Origin of the sequence: Mycobacterium simulans (assembly GCF_900232995.1) — a bacterium.
GTDB classification, from domain to species: domain Bacteria; phylum Actinomycetota; class Actinomycetes; order Mycobacteriales; family Mycobacteriaceae; genus Mycobacterium; species Mycobacterium simulans.
This window is the reverse complement of record NZ_OCVX01000002.1, coordinates 1-20,771: the sequence shown is the minus strand read 5'-3', so window position 1 is coordinate 20,771 and position 20,771 is coordinate 1. Positions and strand designations below refer to the sequence as shown.

Here is a 20,771-nt window from a genome sequence, read left to right as displayed (position 1 = left end):
GCCGCATTGGGTCATACAGAGCCAATCGGCTTGGGGGCTGGTTGTTTGCGGCCGGGGTTTACGACCCGCCGATCGCCACGGCACCGCGGGACGTTGACAGGCAAGTGGTGACTTGCATAACGTGGTGCAGCGTGGGTGACGTCTTCAAGGCCTTGGCCGATCCCACGCGCCGCATCCTCCTCGACGAACTGACCGACCGCAACGGGCAGACGCTCTTCGAGCTCTGCGCACGACTGGCGACCAAGCATCGACTTGGCTCGTCGCGACAGGCGATCTCGCAGCCCCTCGACGTTCTCGAGGCCGCGGGTTTGATCGAGACCCGCCGCGAGGGCCGCTACAAGTTCCACTACATCAACACAACCCTGCTCGAGTCGATCGTCGAGCGATGGCTCAAGAAGGCCGTGAGCAACGCCGACGGCCCCGTGGCGCCGGATCACATACCGGCCGGAAAGGATCACCATGAGGATCAACCTCAGCAGCGTGCTCGTCGATGACCAGGACAAGGCGCTGCGGTTCTATACCAACGTCCTCGGGTTCCAGAAGAAGACCGATGTTCCGCTGGGCGAGCATCGGTGGATCACGCTGGTATCCCCAGAAGATCCGGACGGCACCGAGCTCGTCCTCGAACCCGATAGCCACCCAGCCGTCAAGCCATTCAAGGCGGCGCTGATCGCCGACGGCATCCCATTCACTTCATTCGCCGTCGACGATGTCCGGGCGGAGTTCGAGCGACTGCGCGGACTGGGAGTGCACTTCACTCAAGAGCCCACGGATATGGGGCCGGTGACCACGGCGGTTCTCGACGACACGTGCGGCAATCTCATTCAGATCGCCCATCAGGACGGTTAGAAGCCACTCACAACCGGTGCGTCACGGTCATGTGCAGGGCTCCGCGGCCGGGTTCCCCGGTCTGCCAACGCGACAACTACGGGCGTACGTGTTCGGGGCGGATGCCGATGCCGATGAATCGGCCGACGACCAAACGCAATGCTGGAAACCGGCTGAATAGGCGCAGCAATAGGCGTACATTGTAAAATGTTGTCTCCCAGGCGCTTTGGATACAGTCCGCGCAACGCCCGCACCTGGACGGCCTGAGTGACTCGCGCCGGTAACTGGCGACGCCGTTGCACTCGACGCAGTTGCCGTGTGGGAGGGCTTTCCCCACGCAGCAGAGCAGGAGCCAGGATGTTGGCGGTCGCGACGGCATCCTGGACGGCCAGATTGATGCCCACGCCGCCGGCGGGGGACATCGCGTGTGCGGCGTCACCGATGCACAGCAGACCGCGACGGTACCAGCGGCGCAGGTGATCGACACGCACCTGCAGAAAATGGACGTCGTCCCAGGTGTCCAGATGCGTTACCCGGTCGGCCAGTTGGGGGAGTAGCTCAATAACGTTGGCTTGCAGCGTATTCAGTCCAGCGGCCTGCACCGCGTCGAATTGTCCGCTAGGGATGACGTAGGCCATCTGCCAGTAGTCACGCCGATCGATGCAGACCACGACATTTCCGGTGCCGAGTTGAAAGAACGGAAGCTCCTCGTCAGGCCGGCGGGGGCGTCGGCACCGATCACGAGTTCAGCCCGGATCTGCAATGGTCCTTCGGCGGTAGCGACGTGCACGCCGAACACCCGGTCAGAATCCATCGCCAAGCCGGTGACTTCGGCGTTCATCATGAGGCGAAAGTGGGGATAGGCGCGAGCCTTGTCGGCCAGGAAGTCGAGAAAGTCCCACTGCGGCATGAACGCGACGTAGGGGCAGTGCACCTTCAGGTTGCGGAAGTCGGCGAAAGTGATCAGGGCACCCGCCACCCTGGACGGTGACATGGTGCAGCTTCGAATGAGGCAGTCGCAGAAACTCGTCGAGCCAGTCCAATTCGTGCACGAGCTCCAGGGTGGAGGGGTGGATGGTGTCGCCGCGGAAGTCGCGCAGGAAATACCCGTGCTTTTCCAGCACCAGCTCCACGCCCTGGCGCCAACAGCAACCCGGCGACCATTCCGGCCGGTCCGCCGCCGACGATGCAGCAGGTGGTTTTGTGGTCTCGCACAATGAGGTACACGCCGGGTCAGCGCGCGTCGGCTAGGCGGCGAGACGTCGGGCGCAGCGCCCAGGAGGTGAAGGCGAGGGCGAGGAAGAGCAGCGGGGCCACCAGCATGCGTACATGATCGTCGACCGCCAGGTGAGACACAACGGCGCCGGTATAGACGAAGGTGGCACCGGCATACGCCCATTCCTTGAGCCGTGGGAAGCCGGGGACGAGCAGCGCCACCCCGCCCAGCGTGTACCACACACCGAGCAGCACAGCGAAGTAGTCCGGGTAACCGAGGTGCTGCATCATGTCGCGGGCATACGGAATCCGCAGGATGCCCCACGTGCCTCCCACCAGCATTTCGGCGGCCAGCAGGACGGTAGCGACCCAGTACCCGATGACCCGACGGCGGGAAGCGGCGGCGGCTTTTGCGTCAATCAGAGTTGTCATGTTGATGTCCTTGTCACATTGGTGGGACATGGATTCGTCATCTATATGACGCATGGCGACTGGAGGATGTGACCGTGGACGACACCGAGTGGTTGGCGCAGCGATTCGAGGAGCGGCGAGCACACCTACGCGGAGTCGCCTACAAGATGCTGGGGTCGCTCTCGGAGGCGGACGACGCCGTGCAGGAGACCTGGCTGCGGTTGAGCCGCAACCGTGCCAGCGGGATAGACAACCTGACCGGATGGCTGACGACGGTCGTGGGGCGGGTGTGCCTGGACCTGTTGCGGTCTCGAAACGCGCGGCGCGAGGAGCCACTGGACGCGCGGCTGCCCGATCCGATTGTTGGCCGCGACGAAGGTTCGGATCCCGAGGACCAGGCGCTGCTGGCGGACTCGATCGGTCTGGCGCTACTGGTCGTGCTGGATACCCTGGCTCCCGCCGAGCGGGTCGCGTTCGTGCTGCACGACATGTTCGCAGTCCCGTTCGAGGAGATCGCCCAAATCGTGGACCGCTCACCCACCGCCGCACGCCAGCTCGCAAGCCGGGCCCGTCGCCGGGTACGCGGAGCCCCGGTGCCCGACGCGGATCTGACACGTCAGCGCGAGGTCGTCGACGCATTCCTCGCGGCGGCGCGCGACGGCGATTTCGAAGCACTCGTCGCGACGCTTGATCCGGACGTCGTTGTGCGGGCCGACGCCGGAGCGGTGGCCCCGGGACTCCCAAGGGAGGTCCGTGGCGCACGCGCCGCCGCCCAGCAGGCGCTGTTGTTCTCCCATCGCGCCGGGTTCGCCCGTCCCGCGTTGGTCAACGGCGCCGCCGGCGTTGTCGCGGTGTCGCGTGGGCGACCGCTCTCTGTGATGGGATTCACCATCGTCGGCGGCAAGATCGTCGAGATCGACATCCTTGCCTCCGCCGCGCGTCTTCGCCGACTCAACCTGACGGCCATCGAGGACTGACAGAAACAAATCGACATAACCACCCCGCAATGTCGCCAGACCGGACCCTTACGTGCTGTCATGTGCCTCGATCGCCGCGGCGACACGCTGTTGCCCAGCGATAATCATGTCTCGGTAGGCGACCTCTTCGGGACGGTCTCCGGTAAGCGCTCCGTTGGCGGCGAGGCTGGATTCCAGGTGCCGGCCGGCCGCCTCGAAACGTCCCAGCCGTCGGTGACCGTCGGACAGGTTCAGATGCAGCGACGACATGAATCCACTCACCCGGAGGGCGGGATAGATGGCTCGCAGATCATCGTCGGAGACCTTGGCCGACTCGACAAGAGCCGTTTCATCCCAAGCGATTTCGTCGTTTAGGTCATCTTGCGCATCGGCCAAGTAGTGCGCCAGAATGCACCGCCCGGCCGCATCGCTGGGAGCGAGCGTGTCCCACAGCCGGGTCAGGGCCCGTCGGCCCGCCGCGCGGTCCGTGGTCAGCTGTCCGAGCGCTGATGCCAGACCACTCAAGAGTGGATGTGTCATGTCAGCGATCGACGCTAGCAGTCGCGGATGACAACGGGCCGATGAGAATGTCGTGGTAACGACACGGCTCTCTACGACGGAGGTGCCGGCCAGGGGCGACCTGGGCTGACGATCTTCATGATCTCTGAGAAGAAGTTCCAAACGCCTAGCTGCTTGGCGTTCGAGTTGACCACCGTTTTGCCTTGCGGGGGAAGGTAATAGGCGTAGGTCTGGTAGCCCGCGATATTGCCGTTGTGGCCGGCACTGTATTCCCCAAGCCGACGATCGCCCCCGGGATCGAGGCTTGCGGCATGCCTCGCAGAATCGTCTCGGTGAGTCGCTGGTCGCGCGTGGCTGATTGCGTTGCCTCGCGCATCCGACAACGGCGGCTATCACGGTCGTGTGAATGGGACGCCGAGCACTGACGGCACCGCGTCGCCCCGGCAATGATGTCTGTGAGCGCCGATTCATCGTGGATATCGGCGTGGGTCAAGATCGTGTTGCTGTAGGAGCGCAACGTCGACAACGCGATCGGCGAATCCTTCGATCTGAGATGCGCCAGAATCTGATCAACGTCAATGTCCGTTCTCACTGAACCTGGGGCATTCTCATCGAACCTGGGGCGTGTCGCCTCCGACCAGACCGTACCCGTGCGTATATATCGCGAGACTTCTTGTATATACTGGGTCTATGGGGAAGCATCTGATCGACATTGATGAGCAGGCATTGGAGATGGCTCGCGCAGAACTGGGGACTTCCACGATCAAAGAGACGGTGAACGCGGCTCTGCGCAGCGCGACCTCGAACCGATTACAGCATGTGGCCGCCGCGCTGGACGTACTGGCCGCCGCACCATCTGAAGATCGCGCTGAGGCATGGCGCTGACGTTTCTCATCGACACCAGTGTGATCAAACGACTTGGCCAGCCCAAAGTGCGGCAAGCAGTGGAACCCCTCGCGGCTTCGGGCGAACTCGCGCGGGCCCGTATCACCGATCTCGAGGTCGCCTATTCGGCACGGAACGAGGCCGAGTGGGACCGCTTAATAGCGGCGTTGGACGCATTCAAGCCTGTCGAATCGACCGAATCGCATTATCGTCGTGCGCTTCAGGTGCAACGACTCCTCGCTCAGCGAAGCCAGCGCGGCCGCAAGATCCCTGACCTGCTCATCGCCGCCGCCGGCGAAGAACATGGGCTGACCGTCCTGCACTACGACTCAGACTTCGACCTGATTTCCGCAGTGACCGGCCAACCCTGCCAGTGGGTGGTGCCTTCTGGGACCGTCGACTAGAGCGTCCTAAGGTACCGAGAAGATTGATTGGCTGGGTCGCGGATGTCACCGTTCCCCCCCTGCGACTCAAGGCAATTCGTCACTGTGACGAATCAACAGTGGCGCAGCGGGGAGGAGGAGCGGTTGCAGAAAGCGGATCTCACGCGGTCGGACAGCGGCACGCTCAAGGATCCACCTAACTGCCGAATCATTCATTAAGTGATTGAAATGTACGACGGCCTCGGGCGTAAGCACAACACGTGCGGCGGACGCCGGTCCGCCCAGAACCGTCGGACCGGACCTCAAGCGCTTTCATCTAATGCAACTCGGTGTCGTTAACTGGTAACGGTGCGTGCTCGAGAGGTGCGAGTTGTTCTGGACGGGGGATCCGGCGAGGCCCGTGCGGTAGTCAAGATCGGGCCGCCGCTGATTGCTTCGGCGCCAAGCTGACCGCCGAGTTAGCTGAGCTGTGCTGTCGCGGTCGGAGCAATATGCGATGATTGCCCCGTGGCAGGCGACTACTCACGCGAAGAAATCATCTCGTGGATTCGGCATGTCACTGCGCAAGCCGGCGGTAAACCCGTGGGCTACACGCGGTTTGCGAACCTGACTGGCATCACCCGGCGCTCGTGGTTGGGTGTCTACTGGGCGTCGTGGGGCGACGCGCTGCGCGAGGCTGGGTTTGAGCCGAACAGCCTCGTTCAGCGGCGTGACGACGGCGAACTGCTTCTCGACGCAGTGGCTTTGGTCCGCCATTTCAGGAAGCTACCCAGCGAGGAGGAGTGGCGTCTCGCCAGCCGCAATGATTCGACGTTGCCTCGCCGAACAGCACTGCGCTCATTTGGTGGCCGGAAGGGGCTGGTGACCAAGTTGCGCGATCTCGCAGAAGCGGAATCGGCGTATGCGGACTTGCTCGACCTGCTTCCCGCCGCATCGTCAGACGGAGCGACTCCTGACGACGACGGCGTCACGGCATTGCCGTTGCGGCTGACCGTCATTGGCTATGTATATCTCATGAAGTCGGGGAAGCACTATAAGATTGGGCGCACAATCGACGTTGATCGGCGCAGGTCACAGCTAGGGACGATGCTCCCCGAGCCGCCGAACATTGTGCACAGGTTAGAAACGGATGATCCGGTCGGCATTGAGCGGTACTGGCACAAGCGGTTTGAAGACAAGAACGTCAGAGGTGAACTGTTCGCGCTATCGCGCGAGGACGTGGCCGCATTCAAGCGGCGCGGCCGGTTCATGTAGAGGGCGCTAATCACCAAGAGGAGCAAGCACTTTCATCGATGTAGCGTGGCTAGCTGGTAATCGTGCATGATCATCGCGCGCGAGTTTAGCCGCTGACGTCAATCCCGGTTGACTTTCATCTCATAGGCCAGCAGGCAGCTGTGGGTCGCTAAGCGACCAAAGCCGCCTCCCGCTTGGGTGATGTTGTTCAATTGTCGGATGGGATTTTACGGCGCTCAGTCTCAAGGCGCCGGCGGATCTCAACCAGCGCAGGGTCCAGAATCCTTGATTCGGCACCGCGAGTTCGCTCGATCGCATCGTCGAGTGCCGCAGCGGCACCGCCGACTGAGGCGAGTGCCACCGCGACATCGCCGTAGATGCGGAATGCGTGAAGATCGGTCGGATATCGATCAATGTTCTTGAGCGCCAACGCCTGGGCGTTGAGGAGAATCGCCGCGCGGTCTTCGTCCATAAGACCCGGCGTTAACTGAGCCTTTCTTATCAGCAGCAGAACTTCATAGCGACCGAGAACTGGATTGATCTTGATCGATTCGATCGCATCGCGTAGTTCCTTCGCCGCTTCGTCGAGTCGCTGCTGGTCGATGAGGTGCCGAATCAGTCGATGACGTGGGATCCCCTCGCCAGGAATTAGCCTGACGATTCTTCTAAGCAATTCGACCTGTTTCGCTGCATCAGCCAGTTTGTCTATCCCAAACTCGTCATCCGTGCATAGCGCCTTAGCGGCTTCCCGTTCCAGGCGAACGGACGGGTTTATCGAATCGATGAGAGAGCCGAACAGGGCTTCCAGGTCTGCCGGAGCTGCGAATTTGTATCTGGCGATAGTCTTAGCGATTTCTCGGTGGCGCGTCTCCCACCCATAGAGTCCGTTACCAGGGTCGATGTCATATTCGGACACGATTCCAGTCAAAGCAGTCAGCGTCGCCATAAGCCCGCCGGCGTCGACGCCGAGGGTCCGCATAATTAGCTGTCGGTGAACTCGGGCTCCAGTTGCGTCCAAAGCGGCCACGTTTCTGTAGATCTCTTGTGCAGGCTCGTCCAGATCGGCATACTCCCGCAGCAAGATAAAATCGAGTTCTTCTGAGGCGAAGATATTCTTCATGCAGACATACATATCTGCCGCGCATCGCTCGCGAAGTACCCGGATCTGCTCTCCTCTTGGTAGGCTCAGAAATCGATCCTCGACGAGTTCGCGAATCTCGGGCTTTTGACTTGTTAACTCAATCAGGCTCAATATGTCATCGTGACTCAAAATCGTGAGTGTTTGAGCTTCCCCATGACTGAAGATATAGCGTGATTTCGCTCGTTGTGCCCACTGGCCCGTATTCGCAGTCAATATCAATTTCAGCGCAGGATCGGTCGTTGTCCCTAGATGACTCGCGAGTTGACCCACCTGAACCAAGTTCTCGATACAATCGTCGATAACAAGAAGTGCTTTTTTCGACTGTCGTTGGAGGCGAGTCTCATATTCGATCCAATACTTTGCTTCAAGTGCAAACGAGTTTGTGTGCTCCCAAACTGCATCGAACCCCTGGCCCAGTTCAGTAGTTAGTTGACGGGCTAGCGTCGTTTTGCCAACTCCTCCCGCGCCGAGAATGACGGCGATCGGCTTTTCCTGTAAGGATTTCAGGATCGGGAGGCGACTTGATCGTTGAAAGGTAAAGCCATTCGAAATATCCGCATAAGAGGCGGGCGAGCCGTTGAAGAGTTTACGTGGATTGGGGTCAAGGGATACTGCGTGACGAACATCAGTTGTGACGCTAACAAGCTCGGATGGCAGAAGCGTCGATTCGAACTGAGCACCTTCGGCCGATGATTTGACCTCATCGCCAGGAAGTGCTGAGAGTAAGCCGTTGAAAAGGCTATCCAAGTCGCCAAAATACACTTCGGCCCCGCGAGATAGGTACATTTGAGCGCGCTCTTCATCGCGAGCGTATGTCAGGATGAAGATCCTGCCGGGCGTTCCAGAATTCCCGTGCAGTCGTAAGGTTTCGCGCACAAGATCCCTAAGATGCGAGTCAGCAAGCGATTGACCAACGATTAGGGTGTCCTTTGTTACGATATCGGCGGATAAGGTCCTAAACGAAGCTTCTCGAAAATCAGCGTAACGCTCATAGTCTTCTTCTGTGAGCAGCATTCGAGTTCGATGTCCGAAACCGGCATCCTCGGTTATGCAGCCGTGAACTTTATAATACTCAGTGGTTCCGGCTGCGGATTGCCTGCTGAAATCAAAGTTGCTGCGAAGCACACGAAGTTCGGAACCAGCAGCCTTGTACACCTTTTCGACAAGAAGGTCGAAGTTTGTCGAGTAGATCCGATACCAATCAAACTTCGGAAGCAGCTGTATACCTTTCGTCGGTTCCAGCGGACTCAAGATATTTGCGACCGCGGCGGCGAGCTCCTTACGACCCTGGCGCCGTTCGTAGACACTGCAAAGCTCACTCAGGGTGTAGGTGTCTGCGCCTGCAAGACCTGACAAGTCGCGGGCGAGACGCTGCGCAAGTTGGGCACCTGAAGGCGCGCCTGACGGAATTGAGGCTCCTGCGCCGAGCAGTAAAACTGTTTGGCGGGGATTGATTCGAGTTATCAGCTCTGATATCTCAAACACTTGTGCCTCCGTCGATTTGCTGCTCACCGTAGCTGGCTCCAAAGCCTAACGGCGTTGGCTGTCGATCCTAGGTATGAACATGCCGGCACGCTCTTGAGGGATGCGATAGCGGGCGCGTCAGTCAAGTCGAGTAGCTACATACCGCGCGTAGGTTGATGCGGACGCTCGGGCGTGGGCTTCTAACGTCTGCGGGCGATATCCGAGCGTTTCGGCGAGAATTGCGATCGGGGTGGTCTGCGTCAGTTCGTTGAGAGTGCCTAAGCGGGCTTCAAGCGCGGCCAGAACGGGCCGGAGGTGGTTACGGAGGTGCGTCGGCGACACATGCCTGCCGGGCGTGTAACCGCGAAATACCCAGGGCGAGTCGCGATGAGCTGCGGTCTGGCCATTGTAGTTGCTTGCGGCTAGCGCACGAACGGGTTCATCGAGAGGGGGTGGGAGATGAATCGGCACGCCTGCGAGATCGATCGTGACCATATCGGCAGTGATCGATATTTGATTCCATGTCAAGGCCGCGACGTCTTCAGCGCGTTGGGCGAAGACGATCACCAGGATCGCGGCGAGCCGGTCGCGGGGATGCAGCATCTGCTGGTGGGCGACCTGTTCGATGACGGCGTTCTGCTCTGCGATCGGCATCCTCGGTGCGGTTCCGCGGCAGTGCGGTGTCACTTCGAGGTCCGAAGCGATGAGCTTGGTCTTGATGGCCCATCGGATGAAACGCAAGATGTGCTCGCGGGTCGTGGGTCCGCTTGACTGCCACAAATCGAGGTGGGCCTGGGTCAGCTGTTCGACGCTCAAGTTGTGCTCGGCGGTCAGCCAATTGCAAAAATCGATCGTGACGGTGACGGCTTGTTTGGCCCGTAGGAACGCCGAGTCGGTGACCGGGCTCATCGATCGGAGTCGCTTCTCCAGACTCCAGCGTATGAAACCGGACGACCAGTTTTCGGTGCTCGTCGGTGGTGATGCGCTGTCGAGCCGTGACCGCCCAGGACTGGAACCTCGCCAGCTTCTCGTCACGTGACGGAAGCACGCCGTGCTCGACGAGCAGGCTGCGCATGTAGTCTGTCGTCCGGCCGGCAGGTAGTTGGTCAAACACCTCGTGGGTAAGGACGGGGTGGCGGGCCAACTCACGCAGAACACACTGGACGTGGGGTTGACGAATCCACACCAGCCCACTGTTAGGCCGGTGCATCGCGGTGAGCGCACCGACAATGACTTGCAGCTGCGGCGCGATCAGGCCGGTCTCGTGGTCAGTGAGCAACCACTGCGCCGTCTCGCCGAGCACGCACCGTTGGCATCGTCCACCGCTATAGAGTTCGGCTTCCGCTCCGCAACCGACGCAGTCGACATTGAGCTTGACGCCACTACAGCGCCGGCATGCCGGGCGGTCATCAATGAGACCGGGCAGCACGCCTTGGTGGCCGCAGGCGCAGATCCCGGTCATGCGTTTGGCGGCTTGGTAGCAGTAGCCGCAGATGGATCCGTCGGGCCAGGTGGCTACCAATTCGTAGTGGCTGTGGCATCTGGCGCATGCGATTGGCCAGCGCTGGGGGTCGTCAGGTTTGCGGGGTCGTGCCACCGTCGTCCTGCACGATGCGAATCCGTTTGGCAACCGGGTTGCCCGGCGTTACTCCCAGGTCCCGCGGGTGCGGTGCATTCGCCGTCGCCGCTGCCTGCATCTCAACGTATGGCTCGAAGAGGTCGTTGGGTGTGCAGCCGAAGATGTCACAGAGCGCGGCAAAGGTCCGCGACGGAATCCGTTGTGGTTCACCGGTCACCAGGCGGTAGACCTGCGCATCGGAAAGATTGATGCCCCGTGAGCGCAGCAGCGGCCGCAACTCCGTGGACTTCCATAAATTGTGCGCCGCCATCACTCGCCGTAGATGCCAATGAAAGCCGATACGTCGCTGCTCAGCCACCGGAGTCCTCCATCCGGAGTCGTCGCGTGATCATTTGTTGAACCACCCGCTGTTTGAAGTCTGATGACACCGACGTATAGAGCGAGGTCGTAGACGCATAGGAATGTCCGAGCTGCTGCTGGACGAACAATGGGTCGTAACCGGCCTCGAGCAGATGCGTAGTGAAGGAGTGTCGTAGTGCGTGCAGGCTCAACTCAGGTGGCAGGCCAGCCCGCTGGCGAAAGGCGGTGAAGGACCGCCCCAGCGCGTTGAGCGTCAATCTGCCGCCGCGCTCGCTGGGCCACAGAGCGGGGGAGCGGTCGGCCGTACTGAACAGTTTCCGTCCTTCGGTGCACCAATACTGCAAAAGGTCGACAGCCCAAGAGAATTCCGGAGACGTGAGAACCGTGCGTCGGCGCGGTCCAGAGCCTTTGGTGCCTTTGGCCCACCGCACCGTAAGTGCGCCGTAGTTGCCGTAGCGTGGGACGTGCGGATTGGGCCCGAAGTCGGTCAAGTCCAACATCACCAGCTCACGGCGCCGAAGCCCGTACGCATATCCGATCTTGAATGCGATCGAGTCACGTAAGGCGGTCAGCCAGCGCTTGGAACCAGTGCGGTGTGCGTCGTCGACGAAGTCATCGATGACATCGAACATGTGCTGTAACTCAGCCTTGCTGAACGCCCGCCGTCGTGGTGGAACGGCATCATCAACGGTGTGTTGCGGCGTATTCCACTCGAAGCAAATTTGCGACGGAACATCTGCGAACTGCTTCTCGCAGAACGCAACCCAACCGTATCGGCCGTCACTGACATAACTACAGAACATCGATATCGCGTTGCTGTATGACCGTAGCGTCGAAAATGCGATCGGCGTCTCCTGGGACCGCAGGTCCGCCAGAAACTGGTCAAGATCTAGCGGGCGCCACTGCCAGGGATAGTCGTTGGTGAATTCGACGAACCGAGACACGACGCCGCACCGGCCCTTGATCGTATCCACCGCCAGGCCGCGTGCAAGCATTTGCGCTCGCCATCCATCGACCATCGCGTTGAACACCGTCTCGTCAGCTCGAAGCAGGGAAACGTCATCGCGGCGCAGAACATGTGGAATGAAGCCGGGCAGTTCCTCAACCATGCCGGCGGCCACCTAGAGCCTGGTCGGTCATTGACTCAACGCATCGTATCAATAGCCATGCGCCGCAGGTAAATTCGTCACTGTGACGTATTGCTGGTGGTGCAGCGGCAGGGAACGTGGGTAGTCGATCGCCGGCCACCGGGCGACCTGGCTGGGGCACGTTCAAGCTTTCACCTAACACCCGAATCATTCATTAAGTGATTGAACTGTACGCCAACCTGGGCGGATGGCACAAGTGAGGTTGCAGGCCGGGACGGCGCGGGAACCGAGATTAGCATTGTGACGTGCTCATATCGGCCAATCGTCAAGAGGTGCGAGCACTTTCATCTAATGCAACTCGCAGTGGTTCTTTACCGATAAGCGACATTATGTCAAGTAAACTCCCGCATATTGCAACAGATGAATCAACGGCCCCTCCTGCTTCATGCAGTAGTGCACAGTCTTGCTGAGGGGCAACAATGCGGTGGCGCAACGGGTTTGGGGCGTTTGGCGGTGGATTGGGACGATCACGCCAGGGCGCCGCGCCGCGATACGCACAACGCACCGTTTCGGATGGGTCACGTTGACCTGCTGTGATGTGGTATTGATTCATCAGATGATTCATTGATTCATTAGATGAGACAGCCTCGGAGGCTCCTTTGCCCGTCGACAACAGTGGCCGCTTCTACGTTGTGGGCTCGGTCCCGCTGCTGCATCCGGAGGCTCAGACGGTTGCCGAGATGCTTGAGGGTTGGCGCAACCAGCAACTGTGCCGCAATCTCGCGCACGACACGATCGACCAAAGGATCCGGCTTGTCGAGCGGTTCCTCTCCTACACCAATGAGTTCCCGTGGACATGGACGCCGGCAATGGTTGAGGAGTTCTTCAGCGACCTGCGCTCAATCCAGAGGCGCAGGCACTCCACGATCCGCGGGTACCAAAACGCGCTGCGGCTGTTTTGTTCCTACGTGTGCAACCCGGACTACGGCTGGGACCGGTTGTGCGAGCAGCGCTTCAGCACCCACCTAGCTCAGGTGTTCTTCGATTGGAACACTGCGGCACATGTCCAAGACAACGAACAGTCGCCGGAAAAGCGCGCGTTCACCAAACAGGAACTGCAAGAGTTCTTCGATTACGCCGACGAGAAGGTCACTTTGATCGCCGCCTCGGCACGTAAGGGCTGGCTACCGGCCTACCGCGACACGGTCATGTTCAAACTCGCCTACTCGTACGGGCTGCGGTTCAACGAGCTACGGCATCTGCAGATCGTGGACTTCGCGCGTAATCCCCACGCCCGTGAGTTCGGCCGTTACGGGCTGGTCCACGTGCGGTACGGCAAGGCCAAGAAGGGCTCCCCGCCCAAACGCCGTAGCGTGCTCACCGTCTTCGACTGGACACCGGAGGTGATCACCGACTGGCTCGTCCACGGCCAGCCCCACCTCGATGACGGGATTGACCTGTTTCCCAGCGAGCGCGGAGCGCTGGTCGCCGAAGACACTCTGTTGCGCCGATTCCGCCGCTATTGCGACGCTCTGGAATTTTCGCCGGGTCTGGAATCTGCACTCTCTGCGCCGTTCGTATGCCACTCATTTGATTGAAGACGGCTGGGACCCAATGTTTGTGCAGCATCAGATGGGTCACGAGCACGCCAGCACGACCTCGCTGTATACCTGCGTGTCTAGCGACTACCGGATTCGCACTCTGCGCCGCGTTCTGGACGCCACCATTGACGACGCGCTGGCTTTCGTTGACGAGGAGACTTCATGAAACGCCAAGTCGGTTACAGCTGGCGGTTGGCCGAGATCATGGCCGCCCACGGCATGCACAACAGCACCGAGCTGATCCCCCGCCTGGCTGAGCGCGGGATTGAGCTGTCGCGGCCACAGGTGTATCGCGTGGTTCATCAACGGCCCGAACGGGTTTCGGTACAACTCCTAGCGGCCCTGTGTGACATCTTCAGCTGTGGAATCGAAGACCTCATCGCAGTCACCGCCGCCGACGTGCGCGCCAAGAAGGCCGCCGCATCAACCGCAGTGACATCCCCCAACGTCGTCGAGCTGAACAAGTCAGTGCGACCCCGGCGTGCGCGTGTGATTCGCGATGCCGATTAAACCCAACCGGCGATCCACCACACGGGGACGGCCACGAGTCACCAACGGAGGATTACGTTGCAGCCGTTGCGAGCGCATGGCCAACCGTTTGCGCGTGTACTGGCCCGGCGACCAACTCTGCAACAGCTGCTTCTACTCCGCCATGCGAACCCACGGCATCTGCCCTAACTGCACACACGAGGGGGTACTGCCGGGTCGGCTCAACCACACCGATCAGCGCCAGGTGTGCCTGACGTGCGCAGGCATCCTCGGGGACTACTGCTGCCGAAATTGCGGCACGGAAGGCGAGCTGTATCGGAGCCGACAGTGCGCACGCTGCGCGCTGCGCGACGACCTCACCGCTTTGATCGTCGACGGCGCCTCAGACCCGCGAACCATGTCCACGATCGTCGAAATCCTCTGTTGCGTCGAGCGTCCCGAAAGCATCTTCACCTGGAAACGCTCACCCCAAGTCCAGGCGCTCCTGAAAGGGCTCGCCCGCGGCGACATCCCGCTGACCCATCAAGGCCTCGACGCGATCGGGCGCGGCCGCCACATCTCGCACCTGCGTAGCCTGCTCGAACACCACGATTTGCTGCCCCGCCGCGACGAACACCTGGCCCGCTTCGACCTATGGCTCGCCGCCAAACTCGACAACATCACATCGCCAGCCGTCAGAGTGCCCGTTGAACAATTCGCGACATGGCACCACCTGCGCCGGCTGCGCCGCAACTCCGAACCCGGTCAGGCCAACGACGGCCCGAAACGCTCCGCGAAACAAGAGATCACCGAGACGATCAAGTTCCTCACCTGGCTCGAGGCTACCCATCAGCGCACCGCAGGCACATGCCGCCAACAAGACGTCGACCAGTACCTTGCCTCGGGACCGACCACACGCCATTTGATCCGTACCTTTTTCGTCTGGGCCAAGAAGAGCAAGATCAACACGGCCGTGCTCATCAATCATCGGCAAGCCAAGTCCACCCAAGTACTGACCCAAGAGCAGCGCCTGGCATGGCTGAAAGAGCTCCTCACCGACGACGCAGAATCGCTGCCCTACCGAGTCGCTGGCACCCTGCTGTTGCTCTACGCACAACCACTCACCAGAATCGTGGCGTTGAAAACCACGGCGATCGTGCTTAGCCAACGCGAGACGCGCATAACCCTTGGCGCCGAACCAGTTCCAGTTCCCGCCCCGTTTGCCGACATGCTCAACCACCACCTCCACAACCGGCCGAACCTCCGCACGGGAGGCGGCATCGTGGCGAACCCGTGGCTATTCCCGGGCCACTACCCCGTACGCACCTCGACCCGCAATCAATCATGCAGCGACTACGAAAACTAGGCGTCAACCTTCTACAGGGCCGCAACTCCGCGCTGCAGAACCTTGTTGCCGAGGTCCCGGCTCCCCTTGTCGCTGAACTGCTCGGTTACAGCTACCAAGTAACCCAGCGACATGCCGAACTCGTTGCCGGGCCCTGGTCCCGATACGTCACGTAGTGGTTGCGCCGGCTAGATCCACCGCCAACAACGACTCGCTGCATTACGGCCAGGGACGGACTATGTCGCCGAGAAATGCTGCCCGTGTTCCTTTGTAACGTCGAACCCAGCCACTTTGACACGAGCGCGCTCCCCAGGCGTTTTCACTAATACTCTGTCGGCGCCGGTGACTAACGTGGTGACTCCCGGGATGAAGTAGGAGCCGTCGATGTTCGATGATCAGGTGGATTACCCCACCGCTGTGGCCAGCTATGACGACGACGGTGTGGCTGAAGCCATCCGCTGGTGCACGTCGCACATGGAGAAGGGCGACACCCTCGCCGTTTGGACGAAGCTGAAGGCCAACCTGCGCAACTGCGACGCGTTGAACCGACTGGTCAGTCGCCACTCCGACGTCGACCACGTGACCGGCAGAGGCGGCGCATACGTGCGTGGCCATGGCCCGGTGCTGATGGCCTGGCCGGACATGGACGATATCGGCGAGCTAGTCCGATTCAGCAGTCACATGATCCGGGGGCTGTGTGTGATCACTTGGAACGCCGATCGGATTCGGCCGTGGGTGACGCAGATGAGACCGGATATCCTCGGCGACGGTTCGGAGTGGGAGCACCTCACGCCGAAGCTAGACCCTGTGGTGGTCGAGGCGATGAAGAGTCTCACGCTGACGATCAACCACAACAACACAATCGCGGCTGGCTACGAGAAGGACGACGTCGTGAGTGTGCTCCTCGGACTCCACGATGCCGGCATCCCGATGGACGGCGACGCGATGCAGGGATGGGCGCTTGCCCACGGTTGGTCCGGGAAGAACCCGGCACGGCTGGCCAAGTACGTCGAGGACATCAATGGCGGCAAGCGCCCCCGGTGTAACCGAGTGATCCGCTCCGACTACATCGACCACTTGAGGGAGCGGGTGGCCGGAAGCATTAATGACCACGAGGAGTAACCGCGGCCGTACGTCGCGGCCCTCAACGGTAAACCCCCCGCGGCCGCTATCGCGTTGTGTACTAACGCGTTTGCCCACCGCCTCAGGTTAGGAGGGCGCGTCCTTGTAGGCCTGTCTGGCATTCTGCAATTCCTGCCAGTGCTGCTCAAGTCCATTTAGTGTCGGGCTGACGTACATGGCGGCAAGAGGCTGGGAATGGCCGTCGATGAACCGGCAGGCATCTTCAAAGATTCTGGTCACTGTCGCGATAGCGGCTGGCAGCGCGTTGGCTTTGATCTGCGGCAGTGTTGTCATGCGCACGTTGGGCTGGTAACGCTGGGTAACGCCCTGCAGTAACTCCTGCTCGGTGAACACCTCGCACCAAGAGCGGATCCAGCTATAACCGGTCCAAACTAGCGCGGCGCGCGCCTCGCCGGACTCTTTCTGCGCAGCCGCGATCTTCTCGTTGATTCTCTTGGCGATGCTCGTCACGGTATCCCAGCGCGGTCCGGAGGCGTGGGCGACCTCGCCCTTACCGGCTTCGTCGGTGACTTGGAAGTAGGTGCATCGCTTAGACTTCTCGAACAGCGCGAGCAGGTTGGTGGCGAGCAAGATGTCGTGGGTGAACACGATGACTTGGTGGTCTTCGGCGAGGCCCGCGATGCGCTGAGCGACTTCGCGTATTCGCCGGTGGTCGAGGCTGGAGACGGGGTCGTCGAAGATGATTGGGGCCGTGATACCGGCCAACCTTGCCTCGGCGAGGAAATCGGCCATTGCCAACACCTTCTGCTCGCCCTCAGAGAGCACTTTAGACGGCTTGACCTTGTCGCCGATCATCTTGCGGCGCTGAGCTTTACCTTGCCGGCCAATAAAATCTACCTTGAGTTGGGGGGCTCGAAGCGCCTGGCATTCCTCCTGGAAGAGTGTTTCGAAGTTCTGGTTGATCAACTGATCGCTGGCCGTCTTGGCCAGTGAAGTCACACCGCGGCTCAATGTGGGGATGGCCTTGGCGAGGATCGCGAGCCGCTCAGCTTCCTTGGCGTCGTTGACTTGTCGCTCGATGGTCGGCCAAGACCGTGTGAGTTCCGCTGCGGCGATGAGCTCGTCGCGCTCCTTCTTCTTCTGCGCCAAGGCCGTCACACGGTCCTCGGCTTGTCCCTTGAGCGCGGCGAGCCGGCGCTGAGCGTCGTCGTGGGCTTCGTCGATGGTGGTGGCGAGACCGGCAAGACTTTGTGCGTCAAGCGCGGCCGGCTCGGCTGCGTTGATGGACCGCTGGAGCCCCGTAAGGAGGGCGTATGTCTGGGCGACCGCGTCGTGGAACGACGGTCTGCTGGCGTCGCCGTCGGCTTGTTCGGCGAGGAAAGAGGCGACGTCCGATGTCGCCGCCTCCCGCAATCCGAGGGTTGCGGCGGCGATCGCTTGATCGGTTACGCCGATGTCGGCACTGATCTTGTCGGCGAGGTAGTCACTGTATTTGGTGATCAGGCTGCGTGCTGCATCGGTGAGCGGCTGGCGGCAGTACAAACAGTGGTCACCGTCGTGGGCACCAACATCGACGAGGTGCGCGCGGTAGGTTTCGCCGGCTGCGATGAAAGCCTGCCATGTTTCCTCTGGAGGCGCGGGCAGGCCCGCAGCGCTGAAGAGCTCGTCCCGAAACTGCTGGTAGTCGCTGCGTAGTTCGATGCGTTGCTGCAATAGCTCGTTGTAATTGGCGGCGTTGAAAGCAGTTAGGGTGGTGGCCGCGCCTTTGGCCTCGGCGAGCACGCGAACGAGATGCGCGGTGGTGGTGATCTGGGCGCCTATGGTGTTGGCCTCAAGTGCGGCGACTGCCTGACGGAGTACGTCGATTCGTTGCGTAACGTCGGGATCGGAATCGGCCATGTCCCGGAGCGAAGTGAGATCGGTTGCTGCGCCCAATGTTTCGATGAGTGGGTAGATGCTGGACTCTCTGGGGAAGCGGTCACGCAGTGTCTGTGTACCCGACCTGAGCTGTGTGGTCGCCTCGTCAATCCGCGCTTGGACGTTTTTCAGGCCCGCGATTACGTGGTTGAACAGTGCCAGCGCTGCGGGCACATAAGTGTATTCGAGGTCATCATCGACGTGGAAGTTCACACACGGGCTGTCGAAGATCGACATCCGGGTGAACGGAGTGACGCCTCGTTCACCCGTCCAGGTCAAAGTGTTGGAATGGTCGCCGAGGCGGTAGTTCACAGTCGCTGACTGCGATTGAGCCGATGGGGCATCGATGTTGCCGAGAATCATCTCGTCCGCTGTGCGGCTGGCGGCGAGGGCTTTGAAGATTCGTGAGTAGCCAGTTTTGCCGGTACCGTTCTCACCGAACAGAATGGTCAAGGCTTCATGCGGCTCGATGACTGCCCCTGCCACGAGCGCGTTGACGCCGGTTACGTCACACAGTTTGTCGATAGTCAGGGGTTCAGCCGTTTCCAGGCTGCTGAAGCCGAGCGTCAACGGCGCTACGGCCGGCTCAGTGCGTATGTCGAGCGCCTTTTCCTGTCGGAAGTGGCGGTAGACCTCATCAATCTGGCCAGCACCCAATGCTTCGCCCGTATCGAGCACGTGGCGCACGATCAGGCGCACCCATTCGTCGTTCTCATTGGCAAACCTGCCCAGCATGGTGCGCGGATCGGCGCCGCCGCTGGAGCCGTCCTGACCGGTGACTTCATCGTCCGCCACGATGTCGAACTGTACCGGTGACCCATGTCAGCATCCGCGGTTCGCCGTGCGTGACGTCCCCAAGTTCCGACCCGATCCCGCACCCGTTCCGCGGCGAATTTGGACTCGGTCGAAAGTGTCTTGGTCAGGGTGTTGACGAATCGGCTTGGCCGTCTCGCCGAAACCCGGATGCGCGCCATTTGCGTGATTTTATGGTCGCGGTCGACTGCTCTGGACGACAAATCAGCAAACTAGTGCGAATGCGAGCCGGATTTTGGCGAGTGCTTTCGAAGGGTTCCGGCTCAACGGGCTAGAAGACAGCGCGGGGGGCAGGCGAGTGATGGTCGAAAGCATTACGCAGAGGCTCAATACGCCGGAATCGAATATGCAGCTTTACCTGAAAAGTTCGTCGTATTACCCTGCGGTCCAACGGTTTTCGTTCGTTGACGACGATGATGAATACGCCGGTAAGCCCTTGGCGGCGTCAGGTAGGTCGCAGATCCCTTCCGGAGCCAGATTGTCTATAGAGGGCGGTTGAGGCTCTTGGCTGCCGCGACAACGGCTGGATGGTCGAGGTTCAGATGCTCGAGTTCGACGAGCTTGGGCCGTTCCCAGCTGGCGATGACGGTCCAAGTCGGCCGGTGGAAGGACCACCACTGCACCGCCTGCCATTTTCGGTCATCAATGGCAGGAGAACGCTGCGACCAGATCCGGTGCGCCCACTCCGAAGTGACTGCCAGGTTGCGAGTGACGATCTGTGTCGGTCGAAGCCCTAGCTCTACTAGGCGGTGCGGATCATCAAGGTCGCAAATGCGCAGATCGTCGGGCAGTTCATACAGTCCGAGCGTCTTCCGTGCACCGGGTACTGCCGGAAAATCGAACATTGAGTCGATCCAGCGCGACAGGTTGCCGAACGCCTCGCCGCACGCGGCTTCGGATTGGCGGGCCACGTACCACACGTAATAGTCGGGGTGGTCAGCCCGGCCACCGCGCTGCGGGCGGTGTTCATAGAGAGGATGCCCCGGCTCGCCGAGCGGAGCCGCTTCAAGGTAGGGAAAGACGCGATATACCAGCACTCACGCCGCCCCGCCCCACATCTCTGCGTCAAGCGCTTGAAGGACCCGAGAGGCTCCTTCGGTTATTAGAACATCAAGCGGTCGGGCTCCCCCGAGGAAGGCGTTAGCGCTTTCCATCCAGATACGCGCTGAGTCGCCACCCCACACCAAGCGCGCGCGCGAATACACATGTTCTAGATCAATTAGCGCCGGAGCTGCGGCGGGGCCAGGACGCTCTTCGCCTGATGCCCATCGGGAGGTCTGCGATGGGCTGACGCCAATCAACTTCGCCAGCTGTGCACGCGAGAACACGTTCGCGAGGTACAGGACCCGCTGTTCAGACAAGGGATCATCAGCCGCCACCCGGCCCTTCCGGGCCCCGACTACGGCCGCCTTTGCTGTGGGCGCCCTCTTCACCGGAGCTCTGACGGCCACCTTCTTCGACGCACTCTTAGCGCCGCCAGCC

At 60.9% G+C, this 20,771-nt stretch carries 16 protein-coding genes and 6 pseudogenes; 12 read left to right on the top strand and 10 right to left on the bottom strand.

Translation table 11 applies throughout. The annotated features are described in order from the left end of the window. Positions 1 to 131: 131 nt before the first annotated feature. Positions 132 to 494, top strand: coding sequence for an ArsR/SmtB family transcription factor (locus MSIMFI_RS00505; protein ID WP_191495728.1), 363 nt, complete (start codon positions 132 to 134; stop codon positions 492 to 494). Further along, positions 460 to 849, top strand: a complete 390-nt coding sequence (locus MSIMFI_RS00500; protein WP_191495727.1) for a VOC family protein — start codon at positions 460 to 462, stop codon at positions 847 to 849. Before MSIMFI_RS00505 ends, MSIMFI_RS00500 begins: the two co-directional genes overlap by 35 nt. On the opposite strand, the pseudogene MSIMFI_RS28840 reads toward MSIMFI_RS00500, so the two are convergent. Together MSIMFI_RS28840 and MSIMFI_RS00490 are read right to left on the bottom strand one after the other, a co-directional pair. Then, positions 846 to 1,738 (bottom strand): annotated as a pseudogene (locus MSIMFI_RS28840) (FAD-dependent monooxygenase). The gene MSIMFI_RS00500 and the pseudogene MSIMFI_RS28840 overlap by 4 nt on opposite strands. A gap of 323 nt (positions 1,739 to 2,061) precedes the next feature. Then, on the bottom strand, positions 2,062 to 2,475 hold the full coding sequence (locus MSIMFI_RS00490) for a DoxX family protein (RefSeq protein WP_186240951.1): 414 nt from the start codon (positions 2,473 to 2,475) through the stop codon (positions 2,062 to 2,064). A 74-nt stretch (positions 2,476 to 2,549) separates the two neighbouring features. On the opposite strand from MSIMFI_RS00490, the gene MSIMFI_RS00485 reads away from it, so the two are divergent. After that, complete coding sequence (locus tag MSIMFI_RS00485; RefSeq protein ID WP_191495726.1) at positions 2,550 to 3,431, top strand: sigma-70 family RNA polymerase sigma factor; 882 nt, start codon at positions 2,550 to 2,552, stop codon at positions 3,429 to 3,431. 48 nt (positions 3,432 to 3,479) lie between these two features. On the opposite strand, the gene MSIMFI_RS00480 is transcribed toward MSIMFI_RS00485, so the two are convergent. Then, positions 3,480 to 3,950, bottom strand: a complete 471-nt coding sequence (locus MSIMFI_RS00480) for a hypothetical protein (RefSeq protein WP_191495725.1) — start codon at positions 3,948 to 3,950, stop codon at positions 3,480 to 3,482. 669 nt (positions 3,951 to 4,619) lie between these two features. On the opposite strand from MSIMFI_RS00480, the gene MSIMFI_RS00475 reads away from it, so the two are divergent. The 3 genes from MSIMFI_RS00475 (at position 4,620) to MSIMFI_RS00465 (ending at position 6,451) form a co-directional block, all read left to right on the top strand. Further along, entirely contained in the window at positions 4,620 to 4,814 is a 195-nt protein-coding gene (locus MSIMFI_RS00475) for a hypothetical protein (protein ID WP_186240948.1), read from the top strand. Then, positions 4,805 to 5,218 (top strand): PIN domain nuclease, encoded by a 414-nt coding sequence (locus MSIMFI_RS00470; protein WP_191495724.1) that lies wholly within the window; start codon positions 4,805 to 4,807, stop codon positions 5,216 to 5,218. Before MSIMFI_RS00475 ends, MSIMFI_RS00470 begins: the two co-directional genes overlap by 10 nt. A gap of 486 nt (positions 5,219 to 5,704) precedes the next feature. Continuing rightward, the gene (locus tag MSIMFI_RS00465; protein ID WP_191495723.1) at positions 5,705 to 6,451 is read left to right on the top strand and encodes a GIY-YIG nuclease family protein; all 747 of its coding nucleotides are present in this window, start codon (positions 5,705 to 5,707) and stop codon (positions 6,449 to 6,451) included. Between the two features lie 187 nt (positions 6,452 to 6,638). Here the strand turns inward: MSIMFI_RS00465 and MSIMFI_RS00460 are convergent, their stop codons facing one another. From MSIMFI_RS00460 to MSIMFI_RS00445, 4 genes and pseudogenes are all read right to left on the bottom strand, one after another. Further along, on the bottom strand, positions 6,639 to 9,056 hold the full coding sequence (locus MSIMFI_RS00460; protein ID WP_191495722.1) for an SIR2 family protein: 2,418 nt from the start codon (positions 9,054 to 9,056) through the stop codon (positions 6,639 to 6,641). Between the two features lie 117 nt (positions 9,057 to 9,173). Then, positions 9,174 to 10,632 (bottom strand): annotated as a pseudogene (locus MSIMFI_RS00455) (Fis family transcriptional regulator). Next, the gene (locus MSIMFI_RS00450) at positions 10,610 to 10,972 is read right to left on the bottom strand and encodes a helix-turn-helix domain-containing protein (protein ID WP_191495721.1); all 363 of its coding nucleotides are present in this window, start codon (positions 10,970 to 10,972) and stop codon (positions 10,610 to 10,612) included. Before MSIMFI_RS00450 ends, MSIMFI_RS00455 begins: the two are co-directional and overlap by 23 nt. Further along, positions 10,965 to 12,083, bottom strand: coding sequence for a tyrosine-type recombinase/integrase (locus MSIMFI_RS00445; RefSeq protein ID WP_191495720.1), 1,119 nt, complete (start codon positions 12,081 to 12,083; stop codon positions 10,965 to 10,967). Before MSIMFI_RS00445 ends, MSIMFI_RS00450 begins: the two co-directional genes overlap by 8 nt. A 638-nt stretch (positions 12,084 to 12,721) precedes the next feature. Between MSIMFI_RS00445 and MSIMFI_RS00440 the strand changes: the two are divergent. From MSIMFI_RS00440 to MSIMFI_RS00425, 4 genes and pseudogenes are all read left to right on the top strand, one after another. Continuing rightward, positions 12,722 to 13,829, top strand: a pseudogene (locus MSIMFI_RS00440) (tyrosine-type recombinase/integrase). Continuing rightward, positions 13,826 to 14,173 (top strand): helix-turn-helix domain-containing protein, encoded by a 348-nt coding sequence (locus tag MSIMFI_RS00435; protein WP_191495719.1) that lies wholly within the window; start codon positions 13,826 to 13,828, stop codon positions 14,171 to 14,173. Before MSIMFI_RS00440 ends, MSIMFI_RS00435 begins: the two are co-directional and overlap by 4 nt. A gap of 76 nt (positions 14,174 to 14,249) precedes the next feature. Further along, positions 14,250 to 15,652, top strand: a pseudogene (locus MSIMFI_RS00430) (hypothetical protein). Between the two features lie 208 nt (positions 15,653 to 15,860). Then, positions 15,861 to 16,598, top strand: a complete 738-nt coding sequence (locus tag MSIMFI_RS00425; protein WP_191495749.1) for a hypothetical protein — start codon at positions 15,861 to 15,863, stop codon at positions 16,596 to 16,598. Positions 16,599 to 16,685: 87 nt separating this feature from the next. Here the strand turns inward: MSIMFI_RS00425 and MSIMFI_RS29485 are convergent, their stop codons facing one another. Next, complete coding sequence (locus MSIMFI_RS29485) at positions 16,686 to 17,414, bottom strand: AAA family ATPase (RefSeq protein WP_396819233.1); 729 nt, start codon at positions 17,412 to 17,414, stop codon at positions 16,686 to 16,688. Between the two features lie 1,585 nt (positions 17,415 to 18,999). On the opposite strand from MSIMFI_RS29485, the pseudogene MSIMFI_RS29480 reads away from it, so the two are divergent. Both MSIMFI_RS29480 and MSIMFI_RS29165 read left to right on the top strand, forming a co-directional pair. Continuing rightward, positions 19,000 to 19,178 (top strand): annotated as a pseudogene (locus MSIMFI_RS29480) (hypothetical protein); the annotation flags it as partial. A gap of 119 nt (positions 19,179 to 19,297) precedes the next feature. Beyond that, positions 19,298 to 19,483: pseudogene (locus tag MSIMFI_RS29165) on the top strand (type II toxin-antitoxin system PemK/MazF family toxin); the annotation flags it as partial. A 288-nt stretch (positions 19,484 to 19,771) separates the two neighbouring features. Here MSIMFI_RS29165 and MSIMFI_RS00415 read toward each other — a convergent pair. Further along, positions 19,772 to 20,326, bottom strand: a complete 555-nt coding sequence (locus tag MSIMFI_RS00415; RefSeq protein WP_064413224.1) for an RES family NAD+ phosphorylase — start codon at positions 20,324 to 20,326, stop codon at positions 19,772 to 19,774. Beyond that, the gene (locus tag MSIMFI_RS27610) at positions 20,327 to 20,473 is read right to left on the bottom strand and encodes an MbcA/ParS/Xre antitoxin family protein (protein WP_224770020.1); all 147 of its coding nucleotides are present in this window, start codon (positions 20,471 to 20,473) and stop codon (positions 20,327 to 20,329) included. Positions 20,474 to 20,771 lie beyond the last annotated feature (298 nt).

Coding starts and splice junctions, on each gene's coding strand:
- MSIMFI_RS00445 (WP_191495720.1), bottom strand. CDS start 12,083: ATGGTTGAGGAACTGCCCGGCTTCATTCCACATGTTCTGCGCCGCGAT.
- MSIMFI_RS00500 (WP_191495727.1), top strand. CDS start 460: ATGAGGATCAACCTCAGCAGCGTGCTCGTCGATGACCAGGACAAGGCG.
- MSIMFI_RS00480 (WP_191495725.1), bottom strand. CDS start 3,950: ATGACACATCCACTCTTGAGTGGTCTGGCATCAGCGCTCGGACAGCTG.
- MSIMFI_RS00475 (WP_186240948.1), top strand. CDS start 4,620: ATGGGGAAGCATCTGATCGACATTGATGAGCAGGCATTGGAGATGGCT.
- MSIMFI_RS29485 (WP_396819233.1), bottom strand. CDS start 17,414: ATGATCGGCGACAAGGTCAAGCCGTCTAAAGTGCTCTCTGAGGGCGAG.
- MSIMFI_RS00470 (WP_191495724.1), top strand. CDS start 4,805: ATGGCGCTGACGTTTCTCATCGACACCAGTGTGATCAAACGACTTGGC.
- MSIMFI_RS00435 (WP_191495719.1), top strand. CDS start 13,826: ATGAAACGCCAAGTCGGTTACAGCTGGCGGTTGGCCGAGATCATGGCC.
- MSIMFI_RS00425 (WP_191495749.1), top strand. CDS start 15,861: ATGTTCGATGATCAGGTGGATTACCCCACCGCTGTGGCCAGCTATGAC.
- MSIMFI_RS00490 (WP_186240951.1), bottom strand. CDS start 2,475: ATGACAACTCTGATTGACGCAAAAGCCGCCGCCGCTTCCCGCCGTCGG.